Annotated in this window: 17 protein-coding genes; 5 read left to right on the top strand and 12 right to left on the bottom strand. The window is 73.2% G+C overall.

Going from position 1 to position 23,342, the window contains the following annotated elements; translation table 11 throughout:
• The first annotated feature begins 77 nt into the window (after positions 1-77).
• Genes ACWCO8_RS32105 through ACWCO8_RS32090 form a run of 4 tightly spaced genes read left to right on the top strand, consistent with a single transcriptional unit; the run spans position 78 to position 3,053 of the window.
• Positions 78-728: a hypothetical protein gene (locus ACWCO8_RS32105; protein WP_451035176.1), complete on the top strand. Its 651-nt coding sequence runs from the start codon at positions 78-80 to the stop codon at positions 726-728.
• Complete coding sequence (locus ACWCO8_RS32100; protein ID WP_451035175.1) at positions 725-1,141, top strand: ferritin-like domain-containing protein; 417 nt, start codon at positions 725-727, stop codon at positions 1,139-1,141. The genes ACWCO8_RS32105 and ACWCO8_RS32100 overlap by 4 nt, the downstream gene beginning before the upstream one ends.
• 56 nt (positions 1,142-1,197) lie before the next feature.
• Complete coding sequence (locus ACWCO8_RS32095) at positions 1,198-2,097, top strand: aminoglycoside phosphotransferase family protein (protein ID WP_362003289.1); 900 nt, start codon at positions 1,198-1,200, stop codon at positions 2,095-2,097.
• Between the two features lie 47 nt (positions 2,098-2,144).
• Positions 2,145-3,053, top strand: coding sequence for a slipin family protein (locus tag ACWCO8_RS32090; protein ID WP_451035174.1), 909 nt, complete (start codon positions 2,145-2,147; stop codon positions 3,051-3,053).
• Between the two features lie 48 nt (positions 3,054-3,101).
• On the opposite strand, the gene ACWCO8_RS32085 is transcribed toward ACWCO8_RS32090, so the two are convergent.
• The 12 genes from ACWCO8_RS32085 to ACWCO8_RS32030 all read right to left on the bottom strand — a co-directional run bounded on the left by ACWCO8_RS32085 (position 3,102) and on the right by ACWCO8_RS32030 (position 21,708).
• Positions 3,102-4,802 carry a proline--tRNA ligase gene (locus ACWCO8_RS32085; protein WP_451035173.1) on the bottom strand — a complete coding sequence of 567 codons (1,701 nt, stop codon included), beginning with the start codon at positions 4,800-4,802 and terminating at the stop codon, positions 3,102-3,104.
• 236 nt (positions 4,803-5,038) lie between these two features.
• Positions 5,039-5,602: a GNAT family N-acetyltransferase gene (locus tag ACWCO8_RS32080; protein ID WP_362003293.1), complete on the bottom strand. Its 564-nt coding sequence runs from the start codon at positions 5,600-5,602 to the stop codon at positions 5,039-5,041.
• Between the two features lie 53 nt (positions 5,603-5,655).
• Positions 5,656-6,501 carry a GNAT family N-acetyltransferase gene (locus ACWCO8_RS32075; protein WP_451035172.1) on the bottom strand — a complete coding sequence of 282 codons (846 nt, stop codon included), beginning with the start codon at positions 6,499-6,501 and terminating at the stop codon, positions 5,656-5,658.
• Positions 6,502-6,729: 228 nt separating this feature from the next.
• Complete coding sequence (gene ispG / locus ACWCO8_RS32070) at positions 6,730-7,887, bottom strand: flavodoxin-dependent (E)-4-hydroxy-3-methylbut-2-enyl-diphosphate synthase (RefSeq protein ID WP_362003295.1); 1,158 nt, start codon at positions 7,885-7,887, stop codon at positions 6,730-6,732.
• Between the two features lie 105 nt (positions 7,888-7,992).
• Positions 7,993-9,297, bottom strand: coding sequence for a M50 family metallopeptidase (locus ACWCO8_RS32065; protein WP_362003297.1), 1,305 nt, complete (start codon positions 9,295-9,297; stop codon positions 7,993-7,995).
• On the bottom strand, positions 9,294-10,556 hold the full coding sequence (gene dxr / locus ACWCO8_RS32060; protein ID WP_451035171.1) for a 1-deoxy-D-xylulose-5-phosphate reductoisomerase: 1,263 nt from the start codon (positions 10,554-10,556) through the stop codon (positions 9,294-9,296). Before dxr ends, ACWCO8_RS32065 begins: the two co-directional genes overlap by 4 nt.
• Positions 10,557-10,589: 33 nt before the next feature.
• A complete protein-coding gene (aroA, locus tag ACWCO8_RS32055) occupies positions 10,590-11,879 on the bottom strand; it encodes a 3-phosphoshikimate 1-carboxyvinyltransferase (protein WP_451035170.1) in 1,290 nt (429 codons plus the stop codon).
• Positions 11,880-12,019: 140 nt separating this feature from the next.
• A complete protein-coding gene (locus ACWCO8_RS32050; RefSeq protein ID WP_451035169.1) occupies positions 12,020-13,948 on the bottom strand; it encodes an acyl-CoA dehydrogenase family protein in 1,929 nt (642 codons plus the stop codon).
• Between the two features lie 209 nt (positions 13,949-14,157).
• Positions 14,158-15,603, bottom strand: a complete 1,446-nt coding sequence (locus tag ACWCO8_RS32045) for an aldehyde dehydrogenase family protein (RefSeq protein WP_451035168.1) — start codon at positions 15,601-15,603, stop codon at positions 14,158-14,160.
• 247 nt (positions 15,604-15,850) lie between these two features.
• A complete protein-coding gene (locus tag ACWCO8_RS32040) occupies positions 15,851-16,819 on the bottom strand; it encodes an EamA family transporter (protein ID WP_451035167.1) in 969 nt (322 codons plus the stop codon).
• Positions 16,820-17,573: 754 nt separating this feature from the next.
• The gene (locus ACWCO8_RS32035; RefSeq protein ID WP_451035166.1) at positions 17,574-19,133 is read right to left on the bottom strand and encodes a PucR family transcriptional regulator; all 1,560 of its coding nucleotides are present in this window, start codon (positions 19,131-19,133) and stop codon (positions 17,574-17,576) included.
• 148 nt (positions 19,134-19,281) lie between these two features.
• Positions 19,282-21,708: an ATP/GTP-binding protein gene (locus ACWCO8_RS32030; protein WP_451035165.1), complete on the bottom strand. Its 2,427-nt coding sequence runs from the start codon at positions 21,706-21,708 to the stop codon at positions 19,282-19,284.
• 217 nt (positions 21,709-21,925) lie between these two features.
• On the opposite strand from ACWCO8_RS32030, the gene gabT reads away from it, so the two are divergent.
• Complete coding sequence (gabT, locus tag ACWCO8_RS32025) at positions 21,926-23,260, top strand: 4-aminobutyrate--2-oxoglutarate transaminase (protein WP_362003311.1); 1,335 nt, start codon at positions 21,926-21,928, stop codon at positions 23,258-23,260.
• The last annotated feature ends 82 nt before the right edge of the window (positions 23,261-23,342 follow it).

The following is a 23,342-nucleotide window of genomic DNA, read 5'->3' as shown; positions in this document are numbered from 1 at the left end:
TGTCAGACCAAAGGGTATCCGGTCGCGGGGGGTGTTGCCGTCCACGGCCCCGGGGGCCGCGGGTACGCTCGCCTGCGGTGATCTTCGACCTGGCCGAGGGAGTGAATGTGGGGCGCACGGGGACCTTGGGCAGGCGCGCGCTCCTGGCCGCGGGGGCGGTGACGCTGGTCGGCTGCACCGCCGAGAGCGGCCCCGAGCGGCCGAGGAAGCCGAGCGCGGCCGAGCTGGCGGCGCGGGCCGAGGCGGCGCTGCGCCGCCGTTCGGCGGCGACTAGCCGGACCCTGCTGGAACGTTACGACGAGGTGCTCGCCGCCCATCCGACGCTGACCGCGCGGCTGACCCCGCTGCGGACGGCGGTGGCGGCGCACGCCGCCGCGCTCGCGGAGGGCGCGGAGGCGGGCGGCACTCCCGGTGCCGCCGGTGCGGCTGGGGACGCCGGAAAGACCGGAAAGGCCGCTCCTTCGGCGGACACCCGGTCGGCGGATCCCGGCGACGGACCGGCCGCGACGCCGTCGGCCCCGGCCGCCTCGGGAACCCCGGCCCCCCTTCCCGTACCGGCCGATCCGGCCCTCGCGCTGAAGGAACTGGCGGCGCTCGCGCGCAGGACCGCCGACGCGCACGCGGCGGCGCTGCTCGACGCGGAGCCCGAGTACGCCCGGCTGCTCGCCTCGGTGGCGGCCTCCGGCGCCGCGCACGCGTATCTGCTGACCGAAGGAGGCCGGGCATGAGCGCCCTGGAAGCGGCGCGGGCCGCGCTCGCCGCCGAGCACGCGGCGGTGTACGGGTACGGGGTCGTCGGCGGCCGGATCGGCGCCGAGCGGCGGCCCGAGGCCACGGCCGCGTACGAGGCGCACCGGGCCCGGCGGGACAGCCTGCGCAGGACCGTGCGGGACCTGGGCGGTGAACCGGTCGCGGCGGCGGCCGGCTACGAGCTGCCGTTCGCGGTGCCGGACCGGGCCGCCGCCGTACTGCTCGCCGCCGTCCTGGAGGACCGGGTGGCCGGGGTGTACTCCGACCTCGTCCGGGCGGCCGAGGGGCCGCTGCGGCGGGAGGCGGCCGCCGCGTTGCGCGAGGCGGCGGTACGGGCCGTCCGCTGGCGCGGCACCGACGTAACCTTTCCTGGGCTCGCCGAGCGGGCGTAGCGCGGACCCGAAACGGCCCTGACCAGGCTTCGTACTGCAGAAGGAACAACGCACGCATGGCTTTCGAACCGCCGCAGCGACTGGTGCGGACGCTCGCCGAGACGTACGGCGACGCTGTCGCGGCCGAGTGGCTCGAAAAGCTGCCCGAACTCGCGCGGACCACGGTGGAGCACGCCTCCCTGGACGTCGAGCGGGTGATGGCGCCCGGCGGGCGCAGCAGCCTGGTGGTGCTCGTACGGCGCCCCGACGGCTCCCCCGCCGCGCTGAAGATCGCCCCGGAGGCCGCACGCCCCGATCTGGAGCGGGACGCCCTTGCGCACTGGGACGGCTGGGGCGCGGCGCGGCTGCTCGACGCGCCCGAGGACGGTTCGCTGCTCCTGGAGCGGCTGCACCCGGAGGTGTCGCTGCGGTCCCTGCCGGAGGCGAAGGCGCTCCTGGAGGCGGCGGGCACGGTACGGAGGCTGTGGGTCGAGCCGCCCGCGGGGCACGGCTTCGAGACGGTCGCCGAGCGCACCGCACGGCAGGCCGCGGCGATGGACTCCTACCGGGGCGAGGTCGAGACCGGGGCGCTGACCGCCGCCGCGCTCGAGGTGCGCGAGGAGCTGGTCGCGTCTCCCCCGGAGACGCTGCTGCTGCACGGGAACTTCCGGCAGGGCAAGGTGCTCGGCGGTGACCGTACGCCGTGGCTGGCCGTCGGCCCCGAGCCGCTGGTCGGCGAGCGCGCCTACGACCTGGCGCGGCTCGTACGGGACCGGGTCGAGGACCTGGTGGCGGCCTCGGCCGGGGCGTCGTCGGCCCGGCGGCGGGTCAACCGGCTCGCGGATTCGCTGGAGGTGGACCGGGAGCGGCTGCGCGGCTGGACCCTGTTCCGCGCGGTCGAGTCGGGTACCCGGGCGCTGACGGCGGGCCGTCGGCAGGACGCGGAGCTGCTCCTGGAGTTCGCGGGCTGGCTGTAGGGGAATACCTTTGCTGTAGGGCTCGGCTCGGACCTTTGGGGGTCGTGATGGTCGAGGAGATTCTCGCAGCGGTGGCGGCGACCGGAGTGGCCGCCGTGGTGTACGTGGGCGCGGCGGCACGCGTGGTGAAGCAGTACGAACGGGGCGTGGTCTTCCGCTTCGGCCGGCTCCTGGGCGATGTCCGCCAGCCGGGGTTCACGATGATCCGTCCGGTCGTGGACCGGCTCCACAAGGTGAACATGCAGATCGTGACGATGCCCGTGCCCGCGCAGGAGGGCATCACGCGGGACAACGTGACGGTGCGGGTGGACGCGGTCGTCTACTTCAAGGTGGTGGACGCGGCCGAGGCGCTGGTGCGGGTGGAGGACTACAAGTTCGCCGTCTCGCAGATGGCGCAGACCTCGCTGCGGTCGATCATCGGCAAGAGCGATCTGGACGATCTGCTCTCCAACCGGGAGAAGCTCAACCAGGGCCTCGAGCTGATGCTGGACTCGCCGGCCATCGGGTGGGGTGTGCAGATCGACCGGGTGGAGATCAAGGACGTGTCGCTGCCGGAGACCATGAAGCGGTCGATGGCACGGCAGGCGGAGGCGGACCGGGAGCGGCGCGCGCGGGTGATCAACGCGGACGCGGAGCTCCAGGCGTCGAAGAAGCTGGCGGAGGCGGCGGGCGTGATGTCGGCGCAGCCGGCGGCGCTGCAGCTGAGGCTGTTGCAGACGGTGATGGCCGTGTCGGCGGAGAAGAACTCGACGCTGGTGCTGCCGATCCCGGTGGAGCTGCTCAGGTTCCTGGAGCGGGCGGCTCCGGCGCCGGACCAGCCCGCGGCGCCCCGGCAGGAACCTCTCCCGGGCGTCCCGGCCGTCGAGGACCTGGCTCTGCCGGAGCCCCCGCTGGCCCTGGACGAGACGCTGACGGGCGCGCCGGTGGAGCCGTTCCCGCAGGACAAGGCGGCGTGACGCGGGTGGGGGTGCCCGAAGGCACCCCCACCCTTGCGTCTACGGCCGTCAGGCGCTGAGGCGGGCGATCGCCTCGTCGACCGTCAGCTCCTCGCGCTCGCCCGTGCGGCGGTCCTTCAGCTCCAGGACGCCCTCGGCCGAGCGGCGGCCGGCGACGAGGATCTTCGGGACGCCGATCAGCTCCGCGTCGGTGAACTTGACGCCCGGGGAGACGCCCGCGCGGTCGTCGACCAGGACGCGGAGGCCCGCGGCGCGCAGCTTCTCGGAGACCTCCAGGGCCAGTTCGGTCTGGAGCGCCTTGCCGGCGGCGACCACGTGGACGTCGGCCGGGGCGACCTCGGCGGGCCAGCACAGGCCCTTGTCGTCGGCGGACTGCTCGGCGAGGGCGGCGACGGCACGCGAGACGCCGATGCCGTACGAGCCCATGGTGACGCGGACGGGCTTGCCGTTCTGGCCGAGGACGTCGAGCTTGAGGGCGTCGGCGTACTTGCGGCCCAGCTGGAAGATGTGGCCGATCTCGATGGCGCGGTCGAGCTTCAGGCCGGTGCCGCACTTGGGGCACGGGTCGCCGTCCAGGACGACCACGACGTCGACGTACTCGTCGACCTCGAAGTCACGGCCCGCGACGACGTTCTTCGCGTGCGTGCCCTCCTTGTTGGCGCCCGTGATCCAGGCCGTGCCGGGCGCGACGCGCGGGTCGGCGAGGTACTTCACCTTCTCCAGGCCCTGCGGGCCGACGTAGCCCCGGACGAGGTCCTCGCGGCCGGCGAAGTCCGTCTCGGTGACCATCTCGACCGTGGCCGGCGCGAAGTGCGCCTCGACCTTGCTCAGGTCGACCTCGCGGTCGCCGGGCACGCCGACGGCGACGATCTCGCCGTCGACCTTGACCAGCAGGTTCTTCAGCGTGGCGGAGGCCGCCACGCCGAGGGAGGCGGCGAGGGTCTCGATGGTGGGGGTGTCGGGGGTGGGGATCTCCTCGGCGGCGGGGACGGCCGAGCCGTCGACCGGCTTCAGCTCGTAGGTGATCGCCTCGGTGTTCGCCGCGAAGTCGCAGTTCGGGCAGTCCGCGAAGGTGTCTTCGCCGGCCTCGGCCGGGGCGAGGAACTCCTCGGACTTCGAGCCGCCCATCGCGCCCGCGGTCGCGGCGCAGATGCGGTAGTCGAGGCCGAGGCGCTCGAAGATCCGCTGGTAGGCGGCGCGGTGCAGGCCGTAGGACTGGGCAAGGCCCTCGTCCTCCGTGTCGAAGGAGTACGAGTCCTTCATCAGGAACTCGCGGCCGCGCAGGATGCCGGCGCGGGGGCGGGCCTCGTCGCGGTACTTCGCCGCGATCTGGTACAGGATGACGGGCAGGTCCTTGTAGGACGAGCACTGGTCCTTGACCAGGAGCGTGAAGATCTCCTCGTGCGTCGGGCCGAGGAGGTAGTCACCGCCCTTGCGGTCCTGGAGGCGGAAGAGCTCGGCGCCGTACTCGTCCCAGCGGCCGGTGGCCTCGTAGGGCTCACGGGGCAGCAGGGAGGGCAGCGAGACCTCCTGGGCGCCGATGCCGTCCATCTCCTCGCGGACGATCCGCTCGACGTTGGCGAGGACCTTCTTGCCCAGGGGCAGCCAGCTCCAGATGCCGGCGGCGGTACGGCGGACGTAGCCGGCCCGGACGAGGAGCTTGTGGCTGAGGACCTCGGCGTCCGCCGGGTCGTCGCGCAGCGTCTTCGCCATCAACTGGGACATGCGCTGGACCGGTGCGTTGGCCATGGTTCTCGTACTCCTGCCGGAAATCTGGGTGATGGCTAGGGGGTGTCCGGCGGACCAGGGTCGGACAGGACGCGGCGTCTGGTGCGGTGCCTCGCAAGGCGCCGGAGCGCCTTAATAGCGGAGCTATTCAGGCGTTTCGGCAACGCGGCGAGGTGCCGTGCCAGACGTCGTGGCCCCGGCCATGGTCCGCCGGACACCCCCTAGGAGGTTAGCCGGGTGGCCCGGGGAGGCGGAAATCAGTTCCCGGTCGCGGCCCGTCGGGGCAGCGGGAGCGGGGCGCCCATCACCGCGTACGGGCGGGGGGCGCTCGGGAAGTGGACCTGCCGGGCGAGGTCGACGTAGCCGAGGGAGCGGTACAGGCCGCGGGCGGGGCTCTCGGTGTCGATGGCGGAGAGGATCGAGCGGGGCAGCTTCGACTGGTCGGTGATGGTGGTGATCAGCTCGCGGCCGACGCCCCGCCCCTGGTGGCCGGGGTGGACGTGGAGCTCGGTGATGACGAAGGAGTCGTCGAGCCAGTCGGCGGTGCCGTTGGAGCGGAGGTACGGCTCCACGATCGAGGACCACCAGTGGGCGCGGTCGTTGGGCATCCCGTACACGAAGCCGACGAGCCGGCCGGAGGCGGTGGTCGCGCCGTACGCGCGGGCGCCGGGGTTCTGGAGATGGCGCAGCACGATGTGGCGGCGGACGACGACCTCGTCCGCGCTCAGTCCGAAGGCGATCGCCTGAACGGCGAGGGCGTCGTCGACCCGTGCGGCGAGGTCGACGGGTCCGATCCTGACGTGGCTCTCGGCGTCATCCATGCGCCGCACCTTACAAGCGCCTCGGAGCGCGTGCTTCGGAACCGGACGCGGGCTCAGAACAGGACGCTCATGAAGGCCCCGACCTCGCGGAACCCGACGCGGCGGTACGCGGCCCTGGCGGGGGTGTTGTAGTCGTTGACGTACAGGCTGACGACGGGGGCGACGTCGGCGAGGGCGTAGCGGAGCACGGCGGCCATGCCGGTCTCGGAGAGGCCGCGGCCGCGGTGCTCGGGGGCGACCCAGACGCCCTGGATCTGGCAGGCCTGGCGGGTGGCGGCGCCGATCTCCGCCTTGAAGACGACCTTGCCGTCCTCGACGCGGGCGAAGGAGCGGCCGGTGCCGACGAGTTCGGCGACGCGGGCCTGGTAGAGCAGGCCGCCGTCGCCGGCCATCGGGGAGATGCCGACCTCCTCGGTGAACATGGCCACGCACGCGGGCATGATCAGCTCCATCTCGTCCTTGCGGATGCGGCGGACGAGCGGGTCGGCCTCGACGGTGGTGGAGGGCGCTTCGGTGACCATCAGCGGCTGGTGGGCGCGGACGTCGCGGGCGGGGCCCCAGCTGGGCTCCAGGAGGCTCCAGAGCTGGGAGGTGGGCTCGGAGGGGCCGACGATGGAGGAGCAGCGGCGGCCGGTCCTGCGGGCGCGGTCGGCGAAGGCGCGGACGGCGTCGGGGGTGGCGCAGAGGGGGACGAGGTTGGCGCCGGAGTAGCACAGGGAGCGCAGCCGGCCGTCGGTGTACCAGCCCCACATCTCGCCGCCGAGGCGCCAGGGGTCGAGCCCGGCGGCCTGGACGCGGGCGGTCACGAAGGCGTTCTCGACGGGGGCGCTCTCCAGGACGGCGAGCGCGGCGCCGAGGTCGGCGGGTTCGAGGACCCGGGTGGTGGTCTGCGTCAACACGAGGGGGCCTCACCATGCGGTCTGCTGATTCTCCGCACTGTACCCAACGCGCCGAGGAGGTGACGGGTGAGTGCGCGGGGCCCACGCGGGATGCCCTTTCGGGCACGGTCCGGCGCCCGTGGGTGCTCGCCCGGCCGACCCTCGGGGGTCCTGGCCGCGCCCCGCCGGGGACGCGCGAGGCCCCGGCGCGGGGGCGCCGGGGCCTTGTGGTGTGCGTACGGGACGGGGTCAGACGCCGATGGCGACCGTGGGCTCGCCCGAGGCGACGCCGTCCTTCTCCATCTGCTCGGCGATCTTCAGCGCCTCTTCGATGAGGGTCTCGACGATCTTCGACTCGGGGACGGTCTTGATGACCTCGCCCTTGACGAAGATCTGGCCCTTGCCGTTGCCGGAGGCGACGCCGAGGTCGGCCTCGCGGGCCTCGCCGGGGCCGTTGACGACGCAGCCCATGACGGCGACGCGCAGCGGGACCTCCATGCCGTCGAGGCCGGCGGTCACCTCTTCGGCGAGCTTGTAGACGTCGACCTGGGCGCGGCCGCAGGACGGGCAGGAGACGATCTCCAGGCGGCGCGGCTTGAGGTTCAGCGACTCCAGGATCTGGTTGCCGACCTTGACCTCCTCGACCGGCGGCGCGGAGAGCGAGACGCGGATGGTGTCGCCGATGCCCTCGGACAGCAGCGCGCCGAAGGCGACGGCCGACTTGATGGTGCCCTGGAAGGCGGGACCGGCCTCGGTGACGCCGAGGTGCAGCGGGTAGTCGCACTGGGCGGCGAGCTGGCGGTAGGCGTTGACCATCACGACCGGGTCGTTGTGCTTGACCGAGATCTTGATGTCGCCGAAGCCGTGCTCCTCGAAGAGGGACGCCTCCCACAGCGCGGACTCGACGAGCGCCTCGGGGGTGGCCTTGCCGTACTTCTTCAGCAGCCGGGCGTCGAGGGAGCCCGCGTTGACGCCGATCCGGATCGGCGTGCCCGCGTCCTTGGCGGCGTGCGCGATCTCCTTGACCTTGTCGTCGAACTGCTTGATGTTGCCGGGGTTGACGCGGACGGCCGCGCAGCCGGCGTCGATGGCGGCGAAGACGTACTTCGGCTGGAAGTGGATGTCGGCGATCACCGGGATCTGCGACTTCTTCGCGATCGTCGCGAGCGCGTCGGCGTCGTCCTGCGTCGGGCAGGCGACGCGCACGATCTGGCAGCCGGAGGCGGTCAGCTCGGCGATCTGCTGAAGGGTGGCGCCGATGTCGGACGTCCGGGTCGTCGTCATGGACTGGACCGAGACGGGTGCGTCGCCGCCGACGGCCACGGTACCGACCTGGATCTGGCGGCTCTTGCGCCGCTCGGCGAGCCGGGTCGGAACGGACGGGATACCGAGAGAGATCGCGGTCATCAGCTGTACAACCCCAAGGAGGTGTGGTTCATCGGGCTCAGGTCTTCGAGGTTACCGCCCCGGCGGTGGGCGGCCGGACACCCCGGGGGTCCGGCCACCCGGGCGTCACGTCAGCTTCACCGGGTTGACGATGTCCGCGGCGAGGACGAGCAGCGTGAAGCAGACGAACACGCCCGCCACCACATAGGCGGCCGGCATCAGCTTGGCCACGTCGAACGGGCCCGGGTCGGGGCGCCGGAAGATCCGCGCGGTGTGGCGGCGTACGGACTCCCACAGCGCGCCGGCGATGTGACCGCCGTCGAGCGGGAGCAGCGGCAGCATGTTGAACAGGAACAGCGACACGTTGAACATGACGAGCAGCTGGAGGAAGAAGACCAGGCGGGTCTCCGCCGGTGCCTCGATGCTCATCAGCTCGCCGCTGATCCGGGCCGCGCCGACGACGCCCACGGGCGAGTCCTGCTTGCGCTCGCCGTCGCCGAAGGTGGCGTCCCAGAGGTCCGGGATCTTGCCCGGCAGGGCGAGGACGGACTCGAAGCCGGCCTGCAGCTGGTCGGTCATCCGGGAGGCTGACTCGCCGAAGGTGAGCGGGACGACCTCGCGGCCGGACTCGAAGCCGAGGTAGCCGGCGGAGACGTACTGCACGGGCTGCACGACCTGGCCGTCCGCGTCCTTCTTGAGGACCTTGTTCTCCAGGAGGGTGGCCTTGAGGTCCAACTCCTTGCCGTCCCGCTGGACGGTGACGGTGGCCGTGCCGGTGGTGGCGCGGATGCGGTCGGAGAGGGTGTTCCAGTCGGTGACGCGCTCGCCGTTGAAGGCGACGATCCGGTCGCCCGCGAGCAGGCCGGCGGCCTTGGCGGGCGAGGGCCGGTCGGTCGACTTGCAGGTGTCGCGCTTCTCGCTCTGGTCGATGACGCAGTTGGTGACGCCCGCGACCTTGGTCGTCTGCGTCTCGAAACCGACGGCCATCGCGCTGCCGAAGAAGAGCAGCACGGCGAGAATCAGGTTCATGAACGGGCCGGCGAACATCACGATGACGCGCTTCCACGGCTTGCGCGTGTAGAAGAGCCGCTTGTCGTCGCCGGGCTGGAGCTCCTCGAAGGAGGCCTCGCGGGCGTCCTCGATCATGGCGCGCCAAGGCGAGGTGGAGCGGGCCTCGATGCGGCCGTCCTTGCCGGGCGGGAACATGCCGATCATCCGGATGTAGCCGCCGGCCGGGATGGCCTTGATGCCGTACTCCGTCTCGCCCTTCTTCCGCGACCAGATCGTCGGGCCGAAGCCGACCATGTACTGGGGCACGCGGATGCCGAAGAGCTTGGCCGTGGAGAGGTGGCCCAGCTCGTGCCAGGCGATGGAGACGAGCAGCCCGAACGCGAACAGCGCGATGCCGAGGAGCGTCAGAAGTACGGTCATGCGCGCGCCTCCGCGGTCGCCTTCGCAGCCTGTGCTGCCAGTTCCCGGGCCCGGGCCCTGGCCCAGGTCTCCGCTTCAAGGACGTCCGACACCGTGAGCCGGGTTCCCCGGTCGGGGGTGCCGTGCTCGGTGACGACTGCCGTGACCGTATCCATGATTCCGTTGAAGGGCAGCCTTCCGGCGAGAAACGCCTCGACGCACTCCTCGTTCGCCGCGTTGAACACGGCGGGCGCGGTGCCGCCCAGCTGGCCGACGTGACGGGCGAGGCCGACGGAGGGGAAGGCTTCGGTGTCGAGCGGGAAGAACTCCCAGCTGGAGGCCTTGGTCCAGTCGAAGGCGGGGGCGGCGTCCGGGACGCGCTCGGGCCAGCCGATGCCGAGGGCGATCGGTCCGCGCATGTCCGGCGGGGTGGCCTGGGCGAGGGTGGAGCCGTCGGTGAACTCGACCATCGAGTGGACGTACGACTGGGGGTGGACGACGACCTCGATGCGGTCGAAGGGGATGTCGTAGAGGAGGTGCGCCTCGATGACCTCCAGGCCCTTGTTGACCAGGGTCGCGCTGTTGACCGTGATGACCGGGCCCATGGCCCAGGTCGGGTGGGCGAGCGCGTCCTCGCGGGTGACGTCCGCCAGCTCGGCGCGCGTACGGCCGCGGAAGGGGCCGCCGGAGGCGGTGACGACCAGCTTGCGGACGTCGGCGCGGGTGCCGGCGGCGAGCGCCTGGAAGAGGGCGGCGTGCTCGGAGTCGACCGGGATGATCTGGCCGGGCTTGGCCAGCGCCTTGACCAGCGGGCCGCCGACGATCAGCGACTCCTTGTTGGCGAGGGCGAGGGTGCGGCCCGCTTCGAGGGCGGCGAGCGTGGGCGCCAGGCCGATGGAGCCGGTGATGCCGTTGAGGACCGTGTGGCAGGGCGAGGCGGCGAGCGCGGTGGCGGCGTCGGGACCGGCGAGGATCTCGGGAAGCGCGGCACCGGGGCCGTAGAGCGCGCTCAGCGCGTCGCGCAGCTCGGGGGCCTTGTCCTCGCGGGCGACGGCGACGGCCCCGACCTTCAGCCGGTACGCCTGCTCGGCGAGCAGCGCGACCCGGCCGCCGGAGGCGGCGAGGGCGGTGACCCGGAAGCGGTCGGGGTTGCGCAGGACCAGGTCGATGGCCTGGGTGCCGATGGACCCGGTGGAGCCGAGGACGACGATGTCCCGGCGGCCTTCGGTGGGATCGAAGACCAGGTGCGGGTCGGCGAGAGGAGAGGGGCGGTCGCTCATGCCCCCATTCTTGCCGCAAAGAGCGCGCGGCCTTCACTGGGTGCGGGTGAACGCTCCGAAGCCGGTGCCGGAGAGGTGCGGGAATCCCTGGAAGACGTCGTGGAAGACGTCGTGGAAGCCCGGGAAGGTCTTCCGTACGCAGCCGGGGTCGTCGTAGGTGATGCCGGGGGTGCGCAGGGCGGTGACGGCGAAGGACATGACGATCCGGTGGTCGCCGTGGGTGGCGATCTCGGCGGGTCCGGTGGGGGTGCCGGGCTGGATCTCGATCCAGTCGGGCCCGGTGGTGACGGTGACACCGAGGCGGCGGAGGTTCTGGGCGCAGGCGTCGAGGCGGTCGCACTCCTTGACGCGGGTGTTGGCGACGTCCTCGATCCGCACGGGCCCGTCGGCGAAGGGCGCGAGGGCGGCGAGGGTCGGCATGGTGTCGGAGATGTCGCGCATGTTGACGGTGAGGCCGTGGAGGCGCCCGGTGGAGCGGACGGTGGTGGCGTCGGCGGTCATCTCGACCTCGGCGCCCATCCGGCGCAGGACGTCGACGAAGCCGAGGTCGCCCTGGAGGGCGCCGGTGCCGAGACCGGGGACGGTGACTTCGCGGCCGGGGGTGGGGTCGAGGGCGGCGGCGGCGAAGAAGTACGAGGAGGTGGAGGCGTCGGGCTCGACGGCGTAGGTGATGGGGCGGTAGCCGGTGGGCGCGACGGTGTAGGTGCGGTCCTCCCGGGTGACCTGGGCGCCGAAGGCCCGCATCATCGCGAGGGTGATCTCGACGTACGGCTCCGAGACCAGGTCGGTCACGGTGATGGAGAGGCCCTCGGCGGTGAGCGGGCCGAGCATGAGGAGCGCGGTCAGGTACTGGGAGGACTGGCCGGCGTCGAGCGTGAGCGCACCGCCCTTGATCCCGGCGGCGTGGACGGTCAGGGGGTGGTGGCCCTCGCGCTCGTGGTGGCGGAGGTCGACGCCGAGGGTGCGCAGGGCGGTGGTGAGGGGGCCGAGGGGGCGGCGGCGCATCTGGGGGGAGGCGTCGAAGCGGTACGTGCCGTGGGCGCCGGCGGCGACGAGGGCGGGGAGGAAGCGGGCGGTGGTGGCGCCGTCGCGGCAGTAGACATCGGCGTCGTCGGCGGCGGGGCCCTGGGGCCGCCCCTGGATGTGCCAGGCGTCGGCGTCCTGCCGGACCTCGTACCCGAGGGCCTTGAGCCCTTCGGCGAACCCCTCGGTGTCGTCGGAGACGAGCGGCCGAAGAAGCGTGCTGGTCCCGTCGGCGGCCGCGGCGAGAAAGAGCGCGCGTGCGGTGACGGACTTGGAGCCGGGGATGTCGATGACGGTCACGGGGCCATGGTGCCGTGGGACGGGCGAGGTGGCGGGGGGCGTCCGGGACGTGGACGTTTCGTGGCTGCGGGTGCCGTGGGAGGGGCGGGTGGGCATCGGCCGGCAGAGGCCGATGCCCACCATCACCCAGGAGGTCCCCGTCAGGGGATCTTGCGGTGGGCGTTTTCCTGGTCGGAGGGGCCCGGGGTGGCGTCGGCGATCCAGGGGCCGTCGTCCGAGGGGTCGACCACGCCCGACTCCAGCCACTCGTAGCGGCCCGCCAGGACCGCGTCGACGACGCGGCGGTCGATGTCGTCCGTGTTGGACCAGAGGCGGCCGAAGAGCTCCTCCACCCGCAGCCGCGCCTGCCGGCAGAACGCGTCCGCCAGTGCCTGCGCCTCGCGCCCGTGCGGGTCGCCCGAGGACCGCAGCCACTCCGCCCGTACGCACGCCGCGCTCATCGCGAAGAGCTCCGCGCCGATGTCCACGATCCGCCCGAGGAACGCCTGCTTGAGCTCCATCCGGCCCTGCCAGCGCGACATCGCGTAGAACGTCGAGCGGGCCAGCTTCCGGGACGTCCGCTCCACGTAGCGCAGGTGCGTCGCCAGCGCGCCGAACTCCGCGTACGCATTCGGGAGTTGACCCGGTCCCGCGACCAGCTTCGGCAGCCAGCGGGCGTAGAAGCCGCCCGCCCGCGCGCCCGCCTTCGCCTTGTCGCCCAGCGACTTGTCCGGGTCGATGATGTCGCCCGCGACCGCGAGGTGCGCGTCGACCGCCTCGCGGGCGATCAGCAGGTGCATGATCTCGGTCGAGCCCTCGAAAATGCGGTTGATCCGGAGGTCCCGCAGGAGCTGCTCCGCGGGCACCGCCCGCTCGCCCCGGGCCGCCAGCGAGTCCGCCGTCTCGTAGCCGCGCCCACCCCGGATCTGGACCAGCTCGTCGGCGATGAGCCAGCCCATCTCGGAGCCGTAGAGCTTCGCGAGCGCCGCCTCGATGCGGATGTCGTTGCGGTCCTCGTCGGCCATCTGCGAGGAGAGGTCGACGACCGCCTCCAGGGCGAACGTGGTCGCCGCGATGAAGGAGATCTTCGTGCCGACCGCCTCGTGCCGGGCGACCGGCTTGCCCCACTGCTCCCGTACCGCCGACCACTCGCGGGCGATCTTCAGCGCCCACTTCCCCGCGCCGACGCACATCGCGGGAAGCGAGAGCCGGCCGGTGTTCAGGGTGGTGAGGGCGATCTTGAGACCCGCGCCCTCGGGGCCGATGCGGTTCGCCGCGGGCACACGGACGCCGTGGAACCTGGTGACGCCGTTCTCCAGGCCGCGCAGGCCCATGAACGCGTTGCGGTGCTCGACCGTGATGCCGGGCGAGTCCGCCTCCACGACGAAGGCCGTGATGCCGCCCCGATGGCCCTCGGACTTCGGCACCCGCGCCATGACCACGAGGAGGTCCGCGACGACGCCGTTGGTCGTCCAGAGCTTGACGCCGTCGATGACGTAGCTGTCGTCGCCGTCCGGTACGGCCATGGTGGCGAGCCGCGCCGGGTCGGAGCCCACGTCCGGCTCGGTCAGGAGGAAGGCGGAGATGTCCGTGGTGGCCAGCCGCGGGAGGTACGCGTCGCGCTGTTCCTGCGTACCGAAGATCTTCAGGGGCTGCGGTACGCCGATCGACTGATGCGCCGAGAGCAGCGCGCCGATCGCGGGGCTCGCGGAGCCCACGAGGGCGAGGGCCCGGTTGTAGTACACCTGGGTGAGGCCGAGGCCCCCGTACTTCGTGTCGATCTTCATCCCGAACGCGCCGATCTCCTTGAGACCGGTGACGACCTCGTCGGGGATGCGGGCCTCGCGTTCGATCGCCCGGCCGTCGATCCGCGTCTCGCAGAAGACGCGCATCTTGGCGAGGAAGGCCTCACCGCGCCGTACGTCCTCCTCGGACGGGAGCGGGTGGGGGTGGATGAGGTCAAGCCGGAAGCGGCCGAGGAACAGCTCCTTGGCGAAGCTGGGTTTCCGCCAGTCCTGCTCGCGCGCTGCCTCGGCGACCTGCCGGGCCTCGCGTTCCGTGACCTTGGGCCGCTGGGTGGGTGCGGACATGAGGAGCTCACCTCGCCGCTCGTCGGGTGCCTTTGTGGCTACTGTCCGTGGTACCCGATTCCGGGCGGTTCGGAAAGACGAACGGCGACCGGTCGCCGTCGAAGGCGGCCGGAAACAACCGGGAACGACCGGGAACGGCCGGGAACAAAGGAGACGGCCGGAGCCCCCGCACAGTGGGCTCCGGCCGTCGGCTCTTTACGGCGTACGGGTTACAGCGCCAGGCCCGTGAGGACCAGGACGCGCTCGTACGTGTAGTCGTCCATCGCGTACTTGACGCCCTCGCGGCCGACGCCGGACTTCTTGGCACCGCCGTACGGCATCTGGTCGGCGCGGTAGGACGGGACGTCGCCGATGATCACGCCGCCGACCTCGAGCGCGCGGTGGGCGCGGAACGCGGTCTGCAGGTCGTGGGTGAAGACGCCGGCCTGGAGGCCGAAGTCCGAGTCGTTGACGGCGGCGAAGGCCTCGGCCTCGCCGTCGACCTTGGCGACCGTGAGGACCGGGCCGAAGACCTCGGCGCGGGCCAGGGTGACGTCGGCCGGGAGGTCGGCGAGGACGGTCGGGGCGTAGGTCGCGCCCTCGCGGCCACCGCCGGTGAGCAGCTTCGCGCCGCCCTTGACGGCCTCGTCCACCCAGGACTCGACGCGCTTGGCGGCGTCCTCGTTGACCAGCGGGCCGACGTCGGTGGCGTCGTCCGCCGGGTCGCCGGTGACCTGGGCCTCGACGGCCGCGACGATCTTCGGGACGAGCCGGTCGTAGACGGCCGCGTCGGCGATGACGCGCTGCACGGAGATGCAGGACTGGCCGCCCTGGTAGTTGGAGAAGGTGGCGATCCGGGTCGCCGCCCAGTCCAGGTCCTGCTCGGACGCCCAGTCGCCGAGGACGACGGCGGCGGCGTTGCCGCCGAGCTCCAGGGTGCAGTGCTTGTGCGGCACGGACTGCTGGATGGCGTAACCGACGGTGTCCGAGCCGGTGAAGGAGATGACCGGGAGGCGCTCGTCCTGCACGAGGGCGGGCATGCGGTCGTTCGGCACGGTCAGGATGGACCAGGAGCCGGCCGGGAGGTCGGTCTCGGCGAGCAGCTCGCCCAGGATCAGGGACGAGATGGGGGTGGCCGGGGCCGGCTTGAGGATGATCGGGGCGCCGACGGCGATGGCCGGGGCGACCTTGTGGGCGCTGAGGTTCAGCGGGAAGTTGAACGGCGCGATGCCGAGGACGACGCCCTTGGGGATACGGCGGGTGATCGCCAGACGGCCGACGCCGCCGGCCTCGGTGTCGAGGCGCTGGGCCTCTCCGCCGTTGAAGCGGCGGGCTTCCTCGGCGGCGAAGCGGAAGACGGAGACGGCGCGGCCGACCTCGCCACGCGCCCACTTGATGGGCTTGCCGTTCTCGGCGGAGATCAGCTGGGCGATCTCCTCGGTGCGCTCGGCGAGCCGCTTCGATACGTGGTCGAGGGCGGCGGCGCGGACGTGCGCCGGGCTCGCGGCGAACTCGTCGACGACGGCGTGCGCGGCGGCGACGGCCTCCTCGACCTGGGCCTCGGTGGGCACGCTGACCTTGCCGACCAGTCGTCCGTCATAGGAGTTCGTGACGTCGAAGGTGGCCTCGCCGGTGGCCTCGCGGCCGGCGAGCCAGAAGGCGTGGGTGGCAGTCATTGCGTCCCGGCCCTTTCGTATCGGGGGTGCGAGCGATTGCTCTCGTGACACGTTAGGGCGAAGGGGGTCGGGGGTGGTTTGTGCGGTGTGGAGTGGTGGGGGCGGGTGACTCTGACGGATTGGCATGCGTGCGGGTCTGGGGCTGGGGCTGGCCTGGGCTGGGCTGGGGGCTGGGACGTGGGCTTGGGCCTTGGGCCTGGGCCCGGGTCTGGGCCTGGGCCCAGGCCCCGTCGACGCCCCGCCCCTGTCAGCGGCGGCGTTCCGTCGTCACGATCAGGCACACCCCCGCCACGACCACCGCGCCGCCGACGGCGATGGGCCAGGTGAGGGCCTCGTCCAGGACGAGGGCGCCGAGGAGGACGGCGACGACCGGGTTGACGTACGCGTAGGTGGCGACCAGCGAGAGCGGTGCGGTCTGGAGCAGCCAGGCGTACGCGGTGAAGGCGATCAGGGACCCGAAGACGACGAGGTAGGCGAGGGCGGTCCAGGACCGGACGGAGATCGCCGCGAGGTCGAGACCGTACTGCTCGCCCCTGATCAGGCCGACCGCGGCGCAGCCGAGGCCGCCGGCGACCATCTCGTACGCGCTGGCGGTGAAGGGGTTGGCGGGCATCTGGATGCGCGAGGAGGAGAAGGAGCCGACGGACCAGGCCAGGGTCCCGATGACGACGAGGACGACGCCGCCGATGCGGACGTCTCCGCTGACTCCGGGGAGGGTGAGGATCGCGAGGCCGGCCAGGCCCAGAAGGACTCCGGCCACGCCTCCGGCGGTGGGGCGCTCACCGAATCCGGCCTTGAGGACGACGACCCAGGCGGGGACGACGGCGACGAGGAGGGCGGCGAGACCGGAGGGGATCGAGGTCTCGGCGAGGACGACGAGGCCGTTGCCGCCGAGGAGCAGGAGCAGCCCGACGAGGGCGGCGGAGCCGAGCTGCGCGCGGTTGACCTTGAGTGCGGAGGGGCCTTGGCGCCAGGCGATCAGGGCGACGAGGAGGAGGCCCGCGACGACGAACCGGAGTGCGGCGGAGAGGAACGGCGGCATCGTCTCGACGGCGACCCGGATCCCGAGGTACGTCGACCCCCAGACGACGTACACGATCCCGAGGGCGGCCCAGACGGCGCCGGATATCCGCCGGGTGGGGGTGGAGGCGGGGTCGGTCCCGGGCTTTTGGGGGTCGGATCGGACCTCGTGAGCCGGTTCGGCGGGGCTTGTCATGCGCAGGAGATTAGGGAGTTCGGCGGCGAAAGGCCAGGAAAACTGCCCGAGTTCGGGCAGGGGAAGGGGATTTCAGGGCGCGCGCGGGGCGATGAGGGGTGGCTGATGGGGTTCGGCAGGCGGGTGCGGGTGCAGGTGCGGGTTCTGGGGGGCGCCTGCGGCGGGCTCTCCCCCACCCCGCCCCTTCCCGAACCGGGGCTCCGCCCCGGACCCCGGGGCGGGCGCGGGGCGCGGAGGCGGAGGCGGGTTGGCCCCGGAACCGCGCGGGCCGCGCGCCGAGAGCTCCGATCCGCCGGCCTCTCCCGCCCTGGTCACCAGCCCTGGGCGGGAGGGGCCAGCTTCCGTCCCAGGACCGCGCCGACGCCCCTCAGGTCAGGCGCTCGACCCTCGGTGCCGTGCCCGCCCTCGCCGCCGGCCCCGGCCGCTCGCGTCCCGCGTGGGGCGCGAGCGGCGGGCGGGGGCAGCCGTGTCCCAGGACCGCGCGGGTTGCACTGGCCCAGCTCAGACCGGGCCCCCGGGCCGCGCGGGTGTGCCTCAAGTCAGACCCTCGCCGCGCGGGTGCGCCTCAAGTCAGACCCTCGCCGCGCAGGTGTGCCTCAAGTCAGACCCCCGCCGCGCGGGTGCGCCCCAAGCCGGGCCCTCGCCGCGCGGGTGCCGCCTCAAAGCCCGGCCCTCGCCGCCCGGGCGCGCCCCAAGCCAAGCCCTCGCCGCGCGGGTGCGCCTCAAGCCGGGCCCTCGACCCCGCGCATCGTCCTCAGCGGGTGTCCGCGTCCGTGCCTGTGGCCTTGAGGGCCAGCCAGAGTTCCATGCGGACGTCCGGGTCGTCCAAGGAGCGGCCGAGGATCTCCTCTACTCGGCGCATGCGGTAGCGGAGGGTGTGGCGGTGGACGCCCAGGTCGGCGGCGGCCGCGTCCCATTGGCCGTGGCGGGAGAGCCAGGCGCGGAGGGAGGCGACCAGGTCGCCGCGGCCGGTCGCGTCGTGTTCGTACAGGGCGCGGAGCATGCCGTCCGCGAAGGCGCGGACGGCATCGTCGGCAAGCAGGGGGAGGACCGAGCCGGCCGCCAGGTCCTCGTGCTCGACCAGCGCCTTGCCGCGTCGGCGCGCGACCGAGAGGGCCTGTTCGGCCTGCTTGTAGGCGGCCGCCGCCGCGATCGGGCCCGCCGGGGCGGAGAGCCCGACGACGACGCCGGCCTCCTCCGCGTCCCGTTCCGCGTACGCCTCGCAGGCCGAGACGACCGCCCCGCCGTCCCCGGCGAGGACCAGCAGCCGCTCCTCGCCCTCCGGGACCGTCAGAACCGTTTCGCCCGCCCGCGCCGCCGCCGACTCCAGGGCCTCGGCCAGCTCCGGCAGCGGCGGTTCGCCCTCCCGCTCCCCTGCCGCCTGCTCGGCGATGAGCAGGCGGAAGGGGGCGTCCAGGAGCCCGCCGTAGAGGTCCCCTGCGACCGCCCGCGCGTGGTCGGGTTGCCCGGACAGCATCATCCGCAGCACCGCCGCCCCGAGCCGCGCCTCCGCCGCCTGCAGCGAGCGCGACCGCTCGGTGGTCAGCGTGAGCAGGGCGATCGCGGAGTGCACGGCGTACCGCTCCGCCGTCCCGAGCGGCGCGCCCGTGCCGACCGCGAGCGCGCCCCTGACCCGGCGCCCCGTGCCCAGGGACTGGAGCTCGACCCGGTCCTCCGTGCCGCCGACGACCGCGCTCGCGGGCGCGGGCCGCTCCCGGAGCCGTTCGACGTCGGGCGTCAGCCGGGCGGCCCGGCGCGCCGCCCACTCGGGCGACGCGGCGAGGACCGTCCCGGACGTGTCGTACAGCGCGGCCCAGCCGTCCACGTGCGCCGCGAGCCGTGCGACGACGGCGTCCGGGCCCTCCGCGAGCGCCGCCCGGGTCATCTCCCGCTGGGCCTCGAAGCCCGCCGTGACCGCCCGGTACTGGTCGGCCGCGATCGCCGCCGACACCGCCTTGCTGATGGCCAGGAACGGGGTCCGGCGCGGTACTTCGAGCAGCGGCAGACCCTCCGCCCCCGCCGCCTCCACGAGCGCCGGCGGGATGTCGTCGTAGTTGACGCCGATGGCGAAGCCGAGCCCGACCACGCCCGCGGCGAGCAGCCGCCGGACGTAGCGGCGCATCGCCTCGGCGTCCTCCGCGTCCAGGGTGAGTCCGGTGGTGAGCAGCAGCTCGCCGCCCTCCATGTAGGGGACGGGGTCGGCGAGCTCGCTGACGTGGGCCCAGCGCACGGGGGTGTCGAGGCGGTCCTCACCCGCGCGCACGGTGAGCTTGAGCGCCGAGTGCTGGGCGAGGGAGGCGAGGGTGGGCGGCATTGGGGACCGTCGGACCTTTGGGGAGGGGTCGCCGCTCAGCCGAGCGGCGCCCTCGATTGTGCCAGGGCCCGCGCGTGCCCGCTTCGGCTCGACTCGGCCACCCCGCGCACCGCCTCGGCCACAATGCGCCCTTGCCGACCTCGGCCCGTCAGCCCCGCAGGTCCACCAGGAGCGGTGGCGTGTGCTCGCCACGGACGTGGGTCAGGGAGAGCACCGCGTGCCCGGCGGGGACGGCGTGCGCGAGGTCCGAGGCAGACCAGCGCTCGCGCTCCACCTCCCGTACGGTCACGGCCTCCGCCGTCGCCGCCCGGCCGGTCACCAGGCGGCGCATGAAGTGCAGGGCCTTGGTCAGCGGCTCGTCGGAGATGATCTGCCGGTTGGTGACGTCCCGGGTCTGCACCCATTCGGTGCCCCAGGTCTCGGCGAACCGCCCGCCGTCCCACGGCGCGATCCCGGCGAACGCCATCCGGCAGCCGACCGCGCCGAGCAGCGGCCCGCGCAGCGCCTCCGGTACGTCCTCCAGGCTGCGGAGCGCGAGCACGACGCCCGCGTTGGCCGAACGCAGCCGTTGCAGCGCCCGTACGGAGTCGCCGGTGACGGTGTACGTCGCGTCGTCGAGGACCAGGCAGGCGAAGAGCGAGCGGTCGCGGCGGGCGAGGGCGGCCTCCGCGAACTGGGCGAGCAGCAGCCGGGAGACGATCCGGGAAGCCTCGGCGTGCCCGCGTTCGGGCAGGTCGACGCGGACGCGGAGCGGGTGCTCCACGGCCCGGAGGGAGAACTGCGGACGGTCGTCCCCCTTCGCTCCCTCGACCTCCGTGCGGAAGAAGCCCGCGAAGGCCGGGCGGTCCAGGAAGGCGATGCGCTCGGCGAGCAGGACACCCGCCTCGTCGCCGCGGTCCGCCTGGCGCTGCCGCGCGTCGAGCTCGCGCAGCTGGGCGGGGTCGTCGGCGACGGCGGCCCAGAGCGCGCCGAGCGTCTCCGGCGTCCCGGCGAGCAGCTCGCGCAGCTCGGGCACGCCCGGGAAGCGGCCGTACGCGGCCCGGAACGGGCCGATCAGCTGGGCGAGCGCGGTGCCGGCCCGGCGGCTGTCGGTGGTGAGGTCCCCGACGAGGGCCTCGGCCAGGATCCGGGCGGCCTCGTCGGGGTCGTCGGAGCCGCCGTACAGGTCCAGGTCGTGGGTGGACCCGGGCCGCCCGACGGAGACGACCACGTCGAAGGAGTCGTCCGGGCCGATCCCGGCGCCCTGGGCGGTCACCGCGACGACGGCGGCCCGGTTGGCGAGGGCCTGCAGGCAGAGCGCCTCGACGACGGGCCGGACGAGCCGGACGGTCTTCCCGGCGCCCGCGGGCCCGACGGCGAGCAGCGAGGTCCCGAGCACGGCCGGCTCCAGGGCGACGCCGGTGGTGCGCCGGGCGTAGGGGTTGCGCGGGTGGTCGGCGGCGGTGCCGATGAGGACCTGGCCGGTGGCGAGGTCGTGGGTGGCGGTACGGACGGGCAGGTCGCGCAGGCCCGAGGGGTGACCGCAGGCGGCGGCGCCCCGGGTGCGGACGGCCTCGGTGAAGGCGGCGAGGCGCTCGGGCCGGGTCCGTACGCCCTGCCAGGCCCGGCGGATCCGGGCGTAGTCGACGTCCCCGAGCGCACCTTGCCGGGTCGCCTCGGCGAGCCGGTCGGCGGCCTCGGGCAGCCCGGCGTCCCGCAGCTCGGGCCAGGCGGCGGGGTCGGCCTCGGGCCGGGGCGAGGGCGGCGGGCCGGCGGACGCGGAGTCACCGGTTCCGAGGCGTCGCCGCACGGCCGGCCAGGCGCCGACCCGGCCGACGGCGGCGACGAGGGCGGCGATCAGGAGGACGTAGTAGAGGTTCGAGACCCAGGTGAGCCAGGTGACGGTACGGGGCATGTCGCGCCAGACGCCCGGCAGGAGCACGAAGAGCGGCCAGACGGGAACGCCGTAGCGCTGCCAGACCTCGCGCCAGTTGCCGACGCGGCCGAAGCCGACGGCGAAGAGGGCGAGGAGGATCGCGTACCAGAGGTAGGTGGCGCCGACGTAGACCTCGAAGTCGGGGCTCACGGGGTTGCGCCACTCGTCGGGGACGAGCCAGAGCATGGGGAGCAGCCACCAGTCGTTCACGAAGATCCACCACCCCTCCAGATAGCCGTTCCAGAGGAGCGACCAGAGGAGCCAGCCGCAGAGGTACGCGACGAACGCGCCGGTCACCAGCTGCCGGCCGGGCACGAGGTCGGGCTCCTGCTCGGGCCGCTCGCGGTGCCCGAGCCGCCAGACGCCGGGGGCGGCGGAGGGTCGCGGGATCCGGAGCCACTCGGCGACCCCGAGCCGGCTGGGCGCGTGGGACGGCGGCGCCGGTACGCGGGACGGCGCCGCGGCAGCCCTCGCGGAAGGCGCGGAAGGCGCCTGGGGCGGAGGGCCGGAGGGCGCGGGCGGGCCGGACTGCCCGGACGGCGCGGGCGGGCCTGCCGGCACAGGCGGCCCCGCCGGGCGCGGAACCGCGCCTCCCCGGGGGTCGTGCGGCTCGCCGCTCCCCCGGGTGTCGCGTGACTCGTACGTGCCTTCGGTCTCCATGAAACCCCTGCCCCCTGACCAGCCAGGTCGCCGCATCTGTGCCACCGTCAATCTAGTGGGCACGGCCCGGCCCGGAGCGGTTTCCCCGCCGCCATGTCCAGACCGGACAACGACATACCCCGCAACACTCCCGATCGGCGCATGCCCGTGTCCCGCCCCCGCGCCTAGCCTGCGGAAGAAACCCACAAGAGCGTCCAGAACACCCCAGGAGCCTCGCATGAACGCTGTCCCGCAGGAGCGGCGCGTCGTCACCGCCATTCCCGGCCCGAAGTCGCAGGAGCTTCAGGCCCGCCGCCTCGACACCGTGGCCGGCGGCGTGGGCTCCGTGCTGCCCGTCTTCACCGCGAAGGCCGGCGGCGGCATCATCGAGGACGTCGACGGCAACCGCCTGATCGACTTCGGTTCCGGCATCGCCGTGACCTCCGTCGGCGCCTCCGCCGAGGCCGTCGTGCGCCGCGCCGCCGCGCAGCTCGCCGACTTCACCCACACCTGTTTCATGGTGACGCCGTACGAGGGTTACGTCGAGGTCTGCGAGGCCCTCGCCGAGCTGACCCCGGGCGACCACGCCAAGAAGTCCGCGCTCTTCAACTCGGGCGCCGAGGCCGTCGAGAACGCGGTCAAGATCGCCCGTTCGTACACCAAGCGCCAGGCCGTCGTCGTCTTCGACCACGGCTACCACGGCCGCACCAACCTCACGATGGCGCTGACGGCGAAGAACATGCCGTACAAGCAGGGCTTCGGCCCGTTCGCCCCCGAGGTCTACCGCGTGCCGGTCGCCTACGGCTACCGCTGGCCCACCGGCGCCGAGAACTGCGGCCCCGAGGCCGCCGCCCAGGCGATCGACCAGATCTCCAAGCAGATCGGCGCCGAGAACGTCGCCGCGATCATCATCGAGCCGGTCCTCGGCGAGGGTGGCTTCATCGAGCCGGCCAAGGGCTTCCTGCCGGCGATCGTGAAGTTCGCCAACGACAACGGCATCGTCTTCGTCGCCGACGAGATCCAGTCCGGCTTCTGCCGCACCGGCCAGTGGTTCGCGTGCGAGGACGAGGGCATCGTCCCGGACCTGATCACGACCGCCAAGGGCATCGCGGGCGGTCTGCCGCTCGCCGCCGTCACCGGCCGCGCCGAGATCATGGACTCCGTGCACGGCGGCGGCCTGGGCGGCACCTACGGCGGCAACCCGGTGGCCTGCGCCGGCGCGCTCGGCTCCATCGAGACGATGAAGGAGCTCGACCTCAACGCCAAGGCGAAGCACATCGAGTCCGTCATGAAGACCCGCCTGTCGGCGATGGCGGAGAAGTTCGACGCCATCGGTGACATCCGCGGCCGCGGCGCCATGATCGCCATCGAGCTGGTCAAGGACCGCGCGACCAAGGAGCCGAACCCGGAGGCCGCGGGCGCGCTCGCGAAGGCCTGCCACGCCGAGGGCGTGCTGGTCCTGACCTGTGGCACCTACGGCAACGTGCTCCGCTTCCTGCCGCCGCTGGTCATCGGCGACGACCTCCTGAACGAGGGCCTCGACGTCATCGAGAACGCGTTCGGCCAGATCTGATCCGATCAGACGCGGTGTGAAGAGAGTGTGGGGGGCCGATGGCGGGATGGAGATCCGGCTGTCGGTCCCCTTCTGTCTGCCG

Source organism: Streptomyces sp. NPDC001927 (assembly GCF_053594455.1).
The sequence above is the reverse complement of the archived record's forward strand: the minus strand, read 5'-3'. Positions and strand labels throughout refer to the sequence as shown.

Excerpts from the sequence above, each read along its gene's own strand:
- ACWCO8_RS32100 (WP_451035175.1), top strand. The coding sequence starts at position 725 with ATGAGCGCCCTGGAAGCGGCGCGGGCCGCGCTCGCCGCCGAGCACGCG.
- ACWCO8_RS32095 (WP_362003289.1), top strand. The coding sequence starts at position 1,198 with ATGGCTTTCGAACCGCCGCAGCGACTGGTGCGGACGCTCGCCGAGACG.
- ACWCO8_RS32090 (WP_451035174.1), top strand. The coding sequence starts at position 2,145 with ATGGTCGAGGAGATTCTCGCAGCGGTGGCGGCGACCGGAGTGGCCGCC.
- ACWCO8_RS32085 (WP_451035173.1), bottom strand. The coding sequence starts at position 4,802 with ATGGCCAACGCACCGGTCCAGCGCATGTCCCAGTTGATGGCGAAGACG.
- ACWCO8_RS32080 (WP_362003293.1), bottom strand. The coding sequence starts at position 5,602 with ATGGATGACGCCGAGAGCCACGTCAGGATCGGACCCGTCGACCTCGCC.
- ispG (WP_362003295.1), bottom strand. The coding sequence starts at position 7,887 with ATGACCGCGATCTCTCTCGGTATCCCGTCCGTTCCGACCCGGCTCGCC.
- ACWCO8_RS32065 (WP_362003297.1), bottom strand. The coding sequence starts at position 9,297 with ATGACCGTACTTCTGACGCTCCTCGGCATCGCGCTGTTCGCGTTCGGG.
- dxr (WP_451035171.1), bottom strand. The coding sequence starts at position 10,556 with ATGAGCGACCGCCCCTCTCCTCTCGCCGACCCGCACCTGGTCTTCGAT.
- ACWCO8_RS32050 (WP_451035169.1), bottom strand. The coding sequence starts at position 13,948 with ATGTCCGCACCCACCCAGCGGCCCAAGGTCACGGAACGCGAGGCCCGG.
- ACWCO8_RS32045 (WP_451035168.1), bottom strand. The coding sequence starts at position 15,603 with ATGACTGCCACCCACGCCTTCTGGCTCGCCGGCCGCGAGGCCACCGGC.
- ACWCO8_RS32040 (WP_451035167.1), bottom strand. The coding sequence starts at position 16,819 with ATGACAAGCCCCGCCGAACCGGCTCACGAGGTCCGATCCGACCCCCAA.
- ACWCO8_RS32035 (WP_451035166.1), bottom strand. The coding sequence starts at position 19,133 with ATGCCGCCCACCCTCGCCTCCCTCGCCCAGCACTCGGCGCTCAAGCTC.
- ACWCO8_RS32030 (WP_451035165.1), bottom strand. The coding sequence starts at position 21,708 with ATGGAGACCGAAGGCACGTACGAGTCACGCGACACCCGGGGGAGCGGC.
- gabT (WP_362003311.1), top strand. The coding sequence starts at position 21,926 with ATGAACGCTGTCCCGCAGGAGCGGCGCGTCGTCACCGCCATTCCCGGC.